General features: G+C 74.7%; 9 protein-coding genes. 1 reads left to right on the top strand and 8 read right to left on the bottom strand.

Annotated features, from left to right (window positions below):
• Nucleotides 1–24: 24 nt before the first annotated feature.
• From LG396_RS10150 to LG396_RS10140, 3 genes are all read right to left on the bottom strand, one after another.
• Entirely contained in the window at nt 25–3474 is a 3450-nt protein-coding gene (locus tag LG396_RS10150; RefSeq protein WP_225794464.1) for an ABC transporter permease, read from the bottom strand.
• A 133-nt stretch (nt 3475–3607) separates the two neighbouring features.
• Nucleotides 3608–4012 (bottom strand): globin, encoded by a 405-nt coding sequence (locus LG396_RS10145; RefSeq protein ID WP_037752727.1) that lies wholly within the window; start codon nt 4010–4012, stop codon nt 3608–3610.
• A gap of 13 nt (nt 4013–4025) precedes the next feature.
• Complete coding sequence (locus tag LG396_RS10140; protein WP_225794463.1) at nt 4026–4442, bottom strand: hypothetical protein; 417 nt, start codon at nt 4440–4442, stop codon at nt 4026–4028.
• Between the two features lie 1212 nt (nt 4443–5654).
• On the opposite strand from LG396_RS10140, the gene LG396_RS10135 reads away from it, so the two are divergent.
• Nucleotides 5655–7478 carry a serine/threonine-protein kinase gene (locus tag LG396_RS10135; protein ID WP_308190083.1) on the top strand — a complete coding sequence of 608 codons (1824 nt, stop codon included), beginning with the start codon at nt 5655–5657 and terminating at the stop codon, nt 7476–7478.
• A 39-nt stretch (nt 7479–7517) separates the two neighbouring features.
• Here LG396_RS10135 and LG396_RS10130 read toward each other — a convergent pair whose 3' ends face one another.
• The 5 genes from LG396_RS10130 to LG396_RS10110 all read right to left on the bottom strand — a co-directional run bounded on the left by LG396_RS10130 (nt 7518) and on the right by LG396_RS10110 (nt 13196).
• Nucleotides 7518–8585 (bottom strand): ABC transporter permease, encoded by a 1068-nt coding sequence (locus tag LG396_RS10130; RefSeq protein WP_225794461.1) that lies wholly within the window; start codon nt 8583–8585, stop codon nt 7518–7520.
• Nucleotides 8582–9307, bottom strand: a complete 726-nt coding sequence (locus LG396_RS10125; protein WP_225794460.1) for an ABC transporter ATP-binding protein — start codon at nt 9305–9307, stop codon at nt 8582–8584. The genes LG396_RS10130 and LG396_RS10125 overlap by 4 nt, the downstream gene beginning before the upstream one ends.
• A 150-nt stretch (nt 9308–9457) precedes the next feature.
• Nucleotides 9458–10732, bottom strand: coding sequence for an extracellular solute-binding protein (locus LG396_RS10120; RefSeq protein WP_372483481.1), 1275 nt, complete (start codon nt 10730–10732; stop codon nt 9458–9460).
• A 2-nt stretch (nt 10733–10734) separates the two neighbouring features.
• A complete protein-coding gene (locus LG396_RS10115; RefSeq protein WP_145897349.1) occupies nt 10735–11721 on the bottom strand; it encodes a GlnX family signal transduction membrane protein in 987 nt (328 codons plus the stop codon).
• Nucleotides 11718–13196 carry a vWA domain-containing protein gene (locus LG396_RS10110; RefSeq protein WP_130456037.1) on the bottom strand — a complete coding sequence of 493 codons (1479 nt, stop codon included), beginning with the start codon at nt 13194–13196 and terminating at the stop codon, nt 11718–11720. The genes LG396_RS10115 and LG396_RS10110 overlap by 4 nt, the downstream gene beginning before the upstream one ends.
• Nucleotides 13197–13238 lie beyond the last annotated feature (42 nt).

Genomic DNA, 13238 nt, shown 5'->3' with positions numbered 1-13238 from the left:
GGCGCGGTCCGTACGGGCGGCATGTCACTCGCCTCCCAGGCGCAGTGCCGTCGCCGGGTCGCCGCGGCGCAGCGCGACGAGCACGGTGACGAGGACGGGAACCGCCGCGACCGCCGCCAGCAGGACCACCACGGACCCCGCCGGCAGCTCCACCGCCACCGGCGGCACCGGCTGCGCGGCCCGGCCGGTGAGGGTGATGAGCGGGATGACGGCGCGGGCCAGCACCCAGCCGAGCAGCGACCCGGCGGCCAGCGCGAGCGTGATGAGCACGCTCTGCTCGACGGCGAACGTGCGCGCCAACTGCCGCTGCGGGGCGCCGAGCGCGCGCAGCACGGCGAACTCGCGGGTGCGTTCGCGTACGGACGCCGCCGCGCTGACGGCGAAGCCGAGCGCCGCCAGCACCGCCGCTGCGACGGCGGTGGCGGCGAGCGCGGCCTGCGGGCCGGCGCCGAGGGGGTCGCTGCCGAGTTCGCCGGCGAGCTCGTCGCGTACGAGGACGTTGCCGGGGTCGGTGTCGGCGCGGTCGCGCAGCGCGGTGACGGCGGTGCCGGTCTCGCCCGGCCGGGTCGTCAGCCACCACTCGGTGGGCACCAGCGTGGCCAGGCCGCGCTGGCCCAGCACGCGGTTGGCGGTGGGCAGGTCGATGAGGAGCGCCCCGCCGAACTTGGCGCGCGACGGCTCGGCGGTGGCGGCCGGGGATCCCGGGCCGGTGGTCGGCAGCTCCCGCAGCGCGCCGGTGATCTTCACGGACAGGCTGCCGCCGGGCACGGGGACGCTGATGGTGTCGCCGACCTTCGACCCGGTGGAGCGCAGCATCCTGTCGGTGGCCAGCGCGGTCGCCTCCGGGGTCGCGCCGCGCGCGGCGGTGACCGTGAGGGTGACCAGCGGCGGGCCGCTCCAGTCGTCGTAGTACTGGTCGCCGGTGTCGTAGCGCAGCGAGAGCGCGGAGCCGCCGGTGGCGCGGGGCCGGTCGACGACCGAGGCGGGGATCTCGTCGTGCAGCGCCTCGGGCTCGGAGACCGCGCGGGCGTGCCACTTGAACCCGTCGGGCAGGGGCACGTCCCGGGCACCGGTGTCCTCGCCCTTGCCGCCGAGGGGCTTGGCGACCTCGACGCGCTCGACGTCGAGCCGGCGCTCCGCGCCGTCCGCGGGCTGCGGGTGTACGAGCCGGAGCCCCGTGAGCCGCAGCGGCCCGGCGGGGCGGCCGTCGGGGGCGCCCGCGGCGGCGGCGACATCGGCGGTGAGCGTGTGCGTGCGGCCGTCCGCGGGGAGGTCGCCTGCGGGCAGTTCGTACGCGGCCCCGTACCGGTCCTCGACGAGCACGGTCACCGCGGCGCCCCCGCCCCCGTCGGCGCCGAGCCGCGCCACGAGCCGCAACTCCCCGGGTGCGCCGGGCAGTTCGAGCCCGCCGGCGGCCTTCCCCGCGGCCGTCGCCGCGTCCTTCCCGGAGCCGCCCTCCGCGGCCTGCCCGCGCAGCAGTTCCGCACCGTCCGCGCCCTCCGCCAGGTCCGGCCGCAGGCGCAGGCCCGCCGCCGCCCGGCCCGTGTCCAGGGCCAGCACCTCCGCCGACTCGCCGCCCGACAGGCTCATGCCCCAGCGGGCCGCCGGGGCCGCAGCGGCGACCCCCGGGACGCGTTCCATCATGCCGCCCTGGCCCAGCTCGGGAACCCGGCTGGCCAGGACCCGTACGTCCGTGCCCGCGTGGAAGTCCGCCTGGTCGCGCTGCGAGCGGTCCCACGAGGCGCCCTGGGCCAGCGCCAGCATGCCGATCGCCACCGCCAGCACCAGCAGCAGCACGGGACCCGCGCCCCGCAGCGGGCGGCGGCTCAACTGCCAGCCGGCCAGCGCCGAGGGCAGGCCCCGGCCCGCCACCGCGCGGCGCTCCGCGAGCCGGGCGACGGGCGGCAGGAGGCGCAGCGTCAGTACGGTGCCGGCCAGCAGCGCCAGCGCGGGCGCCGCGACCAGCACCGGGTCGATGCCCAGCGTGCCGGAGCGGTCGCCGCTGAGCGTGCCGCTGCCGGAGGTCTGCCGGTCGAGCTGCCAGTACGCCACGCCCGCCACCACAAGCAGCGCCCCGTCGGCGCCCGCGCGCAGCGGCGCGGGCAGCGGCTTGGCCCGTACCGTACGGCCCGCGGACAGCACCCCGTCGGCGCCGCCGCCGCGCAGCAGCGACGGCGCGACGACGGCCGCGGCGCAGCCCAGCGCACAGGCGGCGGCGACGAGCCAGGTGCCCCTGCCCGCCGTGGAGTCCGGGGTGAGCCCGGCCTGCTCCAGCGGGCCGCGCGAGGCCAGCAGCCGGATCAGCGGCCCGGCGAGCAGCGGCGCGGCGATCGCCGCGGGCAGCGCCAGGAGCATCGACTCGGCCGCGGTCAGCACGCCGATGCGCCGGCGCGAGCCGCCGCGGGCGCGCAGCAGGTCCGTCTCGCCGCGGCGCTCCGCGCCGAGCAGGCGGGCGACGAGCATCAGCGCGTACCCGGCGAGCAGCACGAGCTGGAGGGCGACGATCAGCAGCGTCGACCGGCTGACGAGCAGGGCGCGTTCGGTGCCGTCGAGGAGCTGCGGGAGCCGGGTGGCGGCCACCGCGCGGCCGTCGAAGACCGGCTCGTCCGCCAGCGCGCCGGTCGCCTTCTTCACCGAGGTGCGCAGGGCGTCCGAGCGGCCGGCGGTCATCTCGTCGAAGTCGGCGCGCAGCACCCAGGCGCCGGCGGCCTGCGCCACCCGGCCGGAGGCGAACGAGCCGGGGTCGGCGAGGAGCGGGCCGTACGTGGTGTAGCCGCCCTGCTGGACGCCCTTGCCGCGGAGTTCGTCGGCGAGCCAGTAGGGGGCGTCGCGGTCGAGGGGGCGGTAGACGCCGGTGATCTCGACGGGCAGCGGGGGGTCGTCGTCGCCGCGGCCGGCGAGGGTGAGGGTGTCGCCGGGGGCGAGGCCGAGCCGGTCGGCGGCGATCTGCGGCACGGCGATCTGCACGGCGCGGGCGTCCGGGCCGTCCGCGGAGCCGCCGGAGTCCGCGGAGTCCGCGGCGCCGCCGGAGTCGGGGGCCCTGTCCGCCGCCCCCGGCCAGCGGCCCGCCGCCAGCGTGACCTCCGAGCGCTCCAGCGCCCCCAGATGCGTCAGGTCCGGGTCCTCACCGGCCCGCGCCGCCGGCGGTTGGAGCCGGCGCGGCAGTTCGTAGGGGCCGGAGCGGTCCAGGCTCTGCACCCGTACCGGCAGCCCGGCGAAGGCGTCGCGCGCGTTGGCCTCGACCGCCTTGCCCGCCGCCGCGCGGTCCCCGCCCGACAGGTACGGGACCTCCAGCGTCAGCGCCGCGTCGGCCGCCGCGTCACCCGCCAGCGTGCGGCGCAGCGCGGCGTCGCCGACGGTGCCGGAGAAGGCGGCGAGCGTGGCCAGTACGGCGGTGGTGAGCAGTACGGCGAGGAGGGCAGCGGCGAGGAGCAGCCGGTGGGCACGTGCCCGCAGCAGAACGAACCCCGTCACGCATCCCCCTGACACCACCGTCGAATTGTCTGGATGCTGTCAGAGTGCGTTCGCACGCGGTAGCGAGTGGCGGCGGAACTTGACCTGATCGTGACCGGTCCCGACCCGCCCGGTACGGAACGGAATCCGCCGGTCAGCCGGGGGTGTTGACCATCGACGCCGCCGCGTACACGAGGTAGTCCCAGAGCTGCTTCTCCTGCGCCGGGGGCAGCTCCAACTCGTCCACCGCCGTGCGCATGTGGCGCAGCCAGGCGTCGTGCGCCGCGCGGTCCACCGCGAACGGCGCGTGCCGCATGCGCAGCCGCGGGTGGCCGCGCTCCTCGCTGTACGTGCGCGGGCCGCCCCAGTACTGCATGAGGAACAGCCGCAGCCGCTCCTCCGCCGGGCCGAGGTCCTCCTCGGGGTACATCGGGCGCAGCAGCGGATCGTCCGCCACGCCCTCGTAGAACCGGTGGACGAGGCGGCGGAACGTCTCCTCGCCGCCCACCTGCTCGTAGAACGTCCCTGGCGGCGGCGGTCCCACTGGAATGTCTGTCATCGTTCCCATCGTCTCATCCCGCCCGGCCGAGGACCGAAGTCGTAGGACCTGTGGCCGTCACGCGGCTGCGATGGCCCATCCGCCGGTGCATCGCGGCCGCGACGGTCGCGGCCAGACGGCCCTCCGCGCCTCCCACGGCCACGGTGACCGGCCCGTCACCCGGCCCGCTCCGGAGCGCACGTACCAAGGGGACGATCCCCTCGATCAGCTCCGGAAGACCGTCCGCCTCCGGCGGCAGGGGGGAGCAGGTGTCGCAGACGGGGATGCCGGTGAGGTCGCCGGGCTCCAGATCCAGGGAGTCGCCGAACCGACGCAGGTCGAGGGTGATGTCCGCGACGGGGACCGGACCGTGCGCGTAGGTGAAGCTCGTGACGTGGACCGACGCGGACGGTTCCTCGGCCGGGCCCCTCGTCGTGTCTCCGTTGGTCATTGTTGTTCCCTCGTCTCTTCGTCGTGAGCGGATCGAGGCGGGCCGCCGATCGCGGCCCGGTGCAGGGCCTCGCGGAACTCACGGTCCGCTGCTGCCCGAGGGCATGCCGTCCGACGGCTCGTACGCCGCCTTCGCCGCGGTCACGGGGATCGCCAGTCGTGCCCATACGCTGGTGCCCGCGAGCCTTCGGACCGCGCCCCACCGATCCGCGAGTTCTCCGACCAGGAACAGCCCGCGGCCGGAGAGGGCGAGCGCGTCGCCCCCGCCGGGTCACGTCGTAAGGCCCTGGTCGTGCGTAGAGCGTCGATGCGTGGCGCGTTGCCGCGGGTCTTTCGGGGGTTGCTCTGACTCGGCGTGAGCGGCCTCGGCTTCGGTCGGAGGGGGCGGCGGAGGCCCGCCCCTCTCGGGAGTGGGGGACCGGTGACGTTCACGCGCTACGCCCTCGGCGTCAGCGGCCGCCCTCCGGGTGAGCAGGTATCCGAGCGCTCCGGGCACCATCGCGGAACCCGCCCAGAAGATGGCCGACGTGCCGACCCCCGAGGCGGGGCCCACCCCGTCGCCCAGACGTTCTTCGAGCCACAGAGGCACAAGGACGGAAGCGGACCCGACGAGAAGCCCGGCCGTACAGCCATTGGCGTCGTTCGCGGACGATCACGCCGATGAGCAGGGCGAATGCGAACACCGCGAGGAGGAACCAGCCGACCGCGGCGGCCGGCTCGGCACCGGTGAGGCACAGGGTGGGGGAGTCTCCGCATTCTTCGCGCTCGTATGCGCCGGCGGCATCCGAGAGACTGACGCCGACCCACGCCACCCCCGTCCCGAGGCCGGTACACCCGACCAATGCGGCGATCGATTTCGGTAACACGTGGCGCTCCGTTCGCGGGAGTCAGGCGGGCCCGGGCCCGGGGCCCCCAGCGTCGCCCACCTTCGTCACGTCGGTCCTGAGTACGGGTACTCAAGCCGGGAGAGCGGCGCTGCCCGCCTCCGGCCCGCCCGCGTACGCGCTACGTCGCGTCCCAGCGGAACAGGCGTTGGGCCAGGGCCGCTGCTACCGCGAGTTCGTGCCAGCGGGAGGCCGGAGCCGGGGTCCGTACGTCCCGGCAGGCCGGCGGAACCGCACGGCGGTTGTACCGGAAGGGCAACAGCCGGTCGGTGTGGTTGCGGGAGGCCCGGTCGAGTGGCGAGATTGAAGGGCTTGGTCGACGGTCGGGCGTGAAACGGAGAACGGCAGTGACGGAGTTGAGTGGGTCGCTGGTGGGGCGGTATCGGTTGCTCCGTCTGCTCGGAGCCGGCGGAATGGGCAGCGTATGGCTGGCCCAGGACGAGAACCTCGGAATCCAGGTCGCGATCAAGCAGATCGACGTGTCGAGTGACCTGGGCGAGGGCACCCGCGCACAGCGCATCTCACGGGCTCGGGCAGAGGCTCGCAACGCCGCGCAGTTACGCGGCCATCCGCACGTGGTGAACGTCGTGGACATCGTGGAGCAGGACGGGCTGCCGTGGATCGTCATGGAGTACGTCACCGGCGCGAGTGACCTGCGGGCCGTTGTGAATGACCAGGGCAGGCTGTGCGATGCGGACATCGCCCGCGTCGGTATCGCCGTGCTGAAGGCTTTGAGCACCGGACACTCTCTGGGCATCGTGCACCGCGATGTGAAGCCCGCCAACATCCTCCTGGCCCCGGATCACTCCGGGAACCGGTACGGACGGGTGATGCTGGCCGACTACGGGATCTCCCTCTATGCGGGTTCCGGGCAGACCCGGATGACCAACGGTGTGATCGGCACTCCCGGTTACATGGCACCGGAGCGCGTCCATGGCGCGGAACCACCGGCTTCCGACCTGTTCTCCCTCGGGGCCACGCTCTACTGCGCTTCGGAGGGACACCCTCCTTTTCACCGCGACGACGGCGACGGCGACAGCACCGCCACATTCGTCGCGCCACTCACCGAAGTACCTCCCCGGCCCCCGCATGCCTGCGGCCCGCTGGCCGACATCATCGTGGCCCTGCTGGCGAAAGAGCCCGGACACCGCCCCACCCTGCACACCGCCATCACCGAACTCGCCGCTGTCGAAGCGGCCGCACGCGCCGCGGCGGCCCCATCCGGCGGTTCTGACGGGAGCCCGACCCGGAAGAGCCTCCCTCACCGGTCCCCCAGGATTCTTGCGTGGGGGATTGCCGGCGCGGTCGCGTCGAGCGCCATCGCGTTGACCGCCGTGGCCCTGAGCGACGACGAGAGGAGCACCGACCGGCCGGACTCTTCGGTGCAGCGGACCGGCAGTACCGGTCAGGCCGGCACCGGCGAAGCCGGCACCCAGGCCGGGGTGCTCTACGGCACCGACGTCGGGTTGCGGAAGCCACTTGAGGCGGGGGACTGCGTCATCGTCGGCACCCACAACGAGGACTACACGGTTCTGACCGATGTGGTGACCGTGGACTGTGTGGAGACGGAATCGAGCCCCACCCCGGCAGGCCAGGTCGTCGCCACCGTTCCGGACGCCGACGCCGACGCCGAGGACGGCGAGATGTCCGTGCGCCAGGAGTGCCACAAGCGAACCGCTGAACTGCGCGGAAGTCTGGCCGACCCCGTCCTGACCGTCCTGCGACCTGATGACGAGCGCGGTTCCGCCACACAGGCCGAGGCAGCGTGCCTGGTCTTCCAACGCGGCATCCTCACCGGTGGGAATCTGGGCGAACGCCGGGAGGAGGGTTCCTCCCTCTACATCTCGCAACTGAGCGTCGGGGACTGCGTCAACGACGAGGACGACGACATCATCTTGGCGGACTGTACCCAGCCGCACGACCAGCAGGTCATCGGGCATGTCAAGGTGTCCGAAGAGGTTCCCTACGAGAACGTGAGCATGTACGCGATCTGCGCCAGCCGGTTCGAACAGGAGTGGGTGCGCACCCAGCAGCAGGACGTCTTCGGCTGGGCCAATTCCGACGACTGGGACGAAGGCTTTCGTATCGTGACATGCGGACTCGAAGGAGTCGACTCTCAACTGCCCGCCGGAACCGCCACGCCCGAGGACTGAGCCGCCCTCGGCCCGTACCAGATGCCCACCGCCCGCCCGCTACGAGGCGTCCCAGCGGAACAGCCGGTGCGCCAGCGCCGTGAACACCGCCGCCGTCAGCAGCAGCCCGCCCATCACCGGCAGCGCGTCCGACCAGCTCCCGCCGCGCGTGAGCACGTCCTGCATCGCCTGCACCAGGTGCTTCAGCGGCAGCACCTCGGAGATCGTCCGCACCCACGGCGGCGCCTCGTCGAGCGGGAAGAACGAGCCGGACAGGAACGCCATCGGCAGCACGACGATCTGCGCCAGCCCGTTGGCGGCGTCCTCGGTCTTCGCCCACGCGCCGATCGCGAAGCCCATCGACATGAACGCCACGCTGCCGCAGGCCACCAGCGGGATCACCAGCCACCAGTCGCCGTCCAGCTTCAGCCCGTAGTACGGGATGGTGGCCACCAGCAGGAAGATGGCGGTCTGGCCGAAGGCCAGCAGCATGTTCACGCCCAGGCGCGCGGAGATCACCGGACCGGCGCGCACCGGCGCCAGCCACAGCCGCCGCAGGATGCGCTTCTTGCGCCAGCTGACCAGCCCGAGCGCGGCGCTGAACACCCCGCCCATCGCCACCGCCCAGCCCAGCAGCCCGGGGGTGAAGTACTGGATGGCCTTCAGCGACTCGTCCTCGACCTGCCCGCCGGTCAGCGTGTACGCGGGCTCCTGCCCGGTCGCCGCGATGCTGGCCTGGTCCACGACGGACCTGAGGACCCCGCCGACGCTGCCCGCCTGCACCGGGTCGGCGGCCGAGACGCGCATCTGGACCTTGCCGCCGGGCTCCTCCCACACGGCGGCGTCGGCGTCGCCGTCGCGGACCTTCTCCAGCGCCTCGGCCCGGTCCCCGGACTTCTCGATCTCCAGGACGTCGTCGAGGCCGGCCCGCGCCTTCGCCGGCAGGTCGTCGAAGACCTCGACGGCGCCGACCTGCACCACCGTGGCGCGGGAGACGCCCGCGTCCTTGAAGAGCGCGCCGAACAGGGCGAGGAACATCAGCGGGAAGATCAGGATGAAGAACACGGAGGCACGGTCGCGCAGCAGCCCCAGCGCCATGGCTTTCGACAGGCTGACGAACGGCTTCACTCGCGGTACTCCCGCCCGGTCAGCTGCAGGAACACGTCCTCCAGCGAGTCCGCTTCCAGCTCCGCGGCCAGCTCGGCGGGCGCCCCGATGCGCAGGATGCGGCCCGCGTCCATCACCGCGACGCGGTCGCAGAGCACCTCGGCCTCGTCCATGTAGTGCGTGGTCAGCACGACCGTGCGGCCCGCCGCGTTGATGCCGCGCAGCAGGTCCCACAGGTTGCGCCGGGCCTGCGGGTCGAGGCCGGTGGTCGGCTCGTCGAGGAAGACCAGTTCGGGGTCGTGCACCAGCGCGCAGGCGATGGAGAGCCGCTGCGCCTGGCCGCCGGAGAGCTTGTCCTCGCGGGTGCCGGCCTTCTCGGTGAGGCCGACCTCGGCGAGCATCGCGTCGGCGCGCTCGTCGCCGATGCCGTAGAGGGAGGCGAAGGTGCGGATCTGCTCGCGGGCGGTCAGCTTCTCGAAGAACGCCGACGCCTGGAGCTGGACGCCCATGCGCCGCAGCAGCGCCGGGTTGCGCGGCCAGGACGGCTCGCCGAGCAGCACCGCGCGGCCCTCGTCGGGGCGGCGCAGGCCCTCGACCATCTCCAGGGTGGTGGTCTTGCCGGCGCCGTTCGGCCCCAGCAGCCCGAAGAACTCGCCCTCGCGGACCTCGAAGCTGACGCCGTCGACCGCGTGCACGTCGCCGTAGCGCTTGCGCAGGTCCTGGACGGAGATCGCGGTGGCCATGGGGCCGACCCTAATGGCGGAGTGCGGGCCTCGGGAGGGGCGGGGCGCCGTTCATGCAGTTCGCGGGCCGTGCACCGGCCGGATGCGGGCCCGCGCGGGCTGTGCGCGGCCGGTACGGGCCGTGCGGCCGGGCCCGTACCGGGCGGCGGATCAGCCGCAGATGCCTGTCATCCACGGCCGCCGCTTCTCGAACTCCTGCACCTTCTGGATGCTGCGCAGCCACGGCAGCGGGTCCAGGCCGTCCGCCGCGAGGTACTGCAGCGCCGCGTTGTAAAAGGCGTCGCGCACCGCCGGCGGCATCACGTCGGAGGCGTCCAGGCAGCGCGGCAGCGCAGTGTCCTCCAGGTCGCGGACGATCCGCTGCGTCACCGCGTCCTCCGGACGCGGCATGCCCCGCGCGGAGTTGGCGCTGTACACCGGGGACTCCGAGGACGCGGCCCAGACCCGCTGCCCGTCCCGGGAGGCGAGGAACCGGAACACCTCCCGCGCCTTGGCCCGGTCGTCGAAGAGCGCCGCGAAGTCGCCGCTCACCTCCCGCCCGCGCGGCACCGTCGCACCCGGCAGGTACGCGGTGGAGGGCGCGTAGTCCGCCCGGCCGGCCGCCTCCCCGTACAGGTCGCGGGCGAACGAGCCCTGGTGCTCCGCCACACACCGCTCCTCGGTCTCCACCCGCCCGCCGAACAGCAGCCCCTCCTCGCCCGCGGCGCCCCGGTAGTCGTTGAGCAGCGCCCAGCGCGCCGGTCCTGTGCCGTCCGACTTCATCAGCTCGCCCCACGCGGTCCAGGCCCGTACGAGGGGCTCCGCCGTCCACTCCAGTTCGCCGCGCGCCCAGCGTGCGTAGGTGCGCGCCCCGGCGGTCTGGAGCACCAGGTCCTCGATCCAGTCGCTGCCCGGCCAGCCGGCGGCGCCGTCGTCGCCCATGCCCATGCACCACTCCCGGGCCCCGACGAACTCCGGCCTGCCGTTGGCCGCCCGGTACCAGACGATGCTCTTCAGCGCGGCCCGCACCGGCACCCAGTACACATGCTCGCCGGACTCCCCGGTGGCCCGCGGCGTCCACGGGGCGTCGTACTGGTCCGGCTCGTAGAGCCCGCGCCCGTCGAGCGGCTCCAGAAGGCCCTCGGCGGCGTACTCCGCCAGCTCGCCGGTGTTCGGCATGATCACGATGTCGGGCGGGGTGCCGGCCAGCACCTGGGAGAGCAGCACCTCGCGCTGGGCGGCGGTGCCCTGGTAGACGTAGTCGAAGCCCTCGCCCGCCAGCAGCTCCTCGAACGTGTCCTCCTGCGTGCCCGTCCACGGCCCGAGCACGGTGACCGGGCGGTCCGCCGTCTCGTCGACCGGCGGCTGCCCGCCGACGCAGCCGGCGAGCACGGCCCCCGCGGCGGCCGCCGCGAGCACCCGGCGCAGCCGGGACATCCGGATCACGGTCAGTCCCTCCCGTAGTCGTCGTACAGCCGCCACAGCAGCCCGCCCGCGGCGCAGACGACGGCCACGCCGCAGCCCGCGGCCACCCACGGCAGGGCGCGGGCCGCCGCGGAGGTGGACGCGATGGTGTCGCGCACCGTCGCGGCGCCGTCGTCGATGCGGTTCTGCTCCTCGGTGCGGTCGACGCGCACCAGGGCGGTGTGCACCGCGTCCAACTTCTCCTGGGTGTCGTACGTCGCCGCCAGGGGCACCGCGCCGAGGACGCCGACGAGCACGAGCGCGACGGCCAGCCAGCCGCTGAACAGCCGCCCGCAGGACCGCCACAGCACCCGCCAGGCCAGCACCAGCACGAGCGCCAGCAGCAGCAGCGCCGACTCGGCGGCGATCCAGCCGGCCTTCTCCGCGGCGCTCACGTCCGTCTCGTCCTCGATGCTCGCGAGCTGGTCCCGCTGCAGCTCGGTGAGGCGCGGCACGATGCCCGTCAGATCCCGCCCGAGCACCACCTCGGCCTCGCGCAGCTTCTGCTCCCGCATCGGCCGGTTCTCCGCGCCGCGGTAGTAGGCGGCCTCGTACACCGCGTCCTGGTACGCCTTGTGCAGCACGTTCAGCACCTCGACGACCCGGCGGCCGTCGTCGCCCTCGATCTGCCGGTCGGAGAGCCGCGACAGCGCCTGGTCGGCGGCGCCGCTCTGCTGCCGGTAGCGCTCGCCGGGGCCGACGGTGTCCATCAGGCCGTTCACGTACGACTGGTGCGCCTGCTCATCCGCCGCCAGCAGCGCCGTGCGGAACGCGACCGCGTCCTGGACCGCGGGCACCGAGCGGGCCTGCAGCTCCGCGGGCACCCGGTGCACCTTGTCGTACGACACGAGCAGCGCGGTGCTGCCGACCGCGCCGAGCACGAGCACCGCCGTCAGCAGGCGCAGCAGCCGGTACTTGACGGTCTCCGGGAACAGCAGCGCGCGGGCGAGGCGCCGCAGCCGCGCTCTCACCGCGGGCTCCCGGCGGGCGCGAGGCGGGTGCCGCAGGCGACGCAGAAGCCGGCCGCGGCGGTGGAGAGCCGGGTGCAGGCCGGGTCGGGGCAGGGGACGCCGGCCGGCGCCGCCGCGGGGAGGTCCAGCGGCCGGTGCTGCCCGCGCGACAGCCGGCTGCGCAGCAGCGCCGTGCGGTCGACCGTGGCGCCGGTCCGTACCCGTACGACGCCGTTGCGCGCGTCGAGCACCTCGGCGACGCGGTCGAGGTCGTGGTCGAGGAAGTCCCGGTCCTGCAGCTCGTACGCGAGCCGCGCCGCCTCGCCGAGCATCGCCTCCGCCGTGCGCAGGTCGCGCCGGGAGATGGCGGTGCAGCCCGCGTTGAAGGCGTCGGCCAGCCGGTCGCGCAGCCGGTACGTCATGCTCGCGCCGCGGGCCCGCACCCCGCCCGGGGCCGCCTCGTACGACCAGCGCACCCGCACCGCCGCCGCGGCCGCCTCCGGCGCCGCCGCGAGCCCCGGCTCCAGCGCGACCTGGGCCAGCAGCAGGTCGGTGTCGAGCGGGTCGGCGTCCCGCCCGGCCGCCGGATCGCCGTCCGGGCGGGCCTCGACGGACAGGATGTAGCGGCGGACGCCGGCGTCCCACAGCCGGGTGGTGAACACGTACCGCCACGGGTCCGCGCCCGCGGGCCGCGGGTCGGGCCGCAACTCCCGGCTGACCGGGGCGGCTTCGCGGAAGGACCGCAGCGCGACACCGGTACGCAGCCGCACCTCGACCCGCACCGCGGGCACCCGCGTCGCCCGCAGCCGCCCGGCGATGTCCGCGAGCCGCGCGGCCAGCGGCTCCGCGCCCTCCGCCAGCTCCGCCCTGCCGTGCAGCCGGGTCGCGATCCGGGCCGGCAGCGCCGGCTCCCAGTCGCCGCCGACGCCGATGACGTCGCACGTCAACGTGTCGGTGCAGGCGTCGATCGCGGCGTCGAGACGGCCGTCGTCGTGGCCGCGGCCGTCGGTGACCATGAGCAGGTGGGCGATGCGGCGCGGCTCGCGGGCGACGTGCGCGCGGGCGGCGTCGAGCCACGCCGCGTAGCCGCCGGTGCCGCCGCCCGCGCTGCCCGCGCCGCCGGCGGGCAGCAGCCGCTCCGCCTCGAACCGCGCCGTGTTGCGGCTGATGCCGTCCGCGTACGCCCAGACCTCGCTGGCGTCGTACGGGTAGCAGATGCGCGGCGCGCCCCCGCCGTGCAGCACGGCGAACGCCGTGCCGTCGGGCAGCGCCGTGATCGCTGCGGCCACCGCGCGGCGGGTCTCCGCGAGCCGCTCCGGCGCGAAGTCGAGGGCCACGATGACGCCCGTGTCGGCGGCCGCGGGGGCCGGGCCGCCCGCGGTCTCCGCGGTGATCTCCACGGTGCTGTCGACGGTGTGCGCGGCGACGTCGGCGCGCAGCCGGTGCCGCGCCTCCGCGGCGTCCGCGAGGGTGACGCCGAACCGCAGCGTGTCCATCGGGTCTCGCCTCCAGTGGGCGGTCGGGCAGTAGGTGCGCGG

The organism is Streptomyces aculeolatus (assembly GCF_020400605.1).
GTDB lineage: Bacteria > Actinomycetota > Actinomycetes > Streptomycetales > Streptomycetaceae > Streptomyces > Streptomyces aculeolatus.
Note: the sequence above shows the minus strand (reverse complement) of the source record. Positions and strands in the feature narration are given on the sequence as shown.

Coding starts and splice junctions, on each gene's coding strand:
- LG396_RS10145 (WP_037752727.1), bottom strand. CDS start 4,012: ATGACAGACATTCCAGTGGGACCGCCGCCGCCAGGGACGTTCTACGAG.
- LG396_RS10140 (WP_225794463.1), bottom strand. CDS start 4,442: ATGACCAACGGAGACACGACGAGGGGCCCGGCCGAGGAACCGTCCGCG.
- LG396_RS10110 (WP_130456037.1), bottom strand. CDS start 13,196: ATGGACACGCTGCGGTTCGGCGTCACCCTCGCGGACGCCGCGGAGGCG.
- LG396_RS10125 (WP_225794460.1), bottom strand. CDS start 9,307: ATGGCCACCGCGATCTCCGTCCAGGACCTGCGCAAGCGCTACGGCGAC.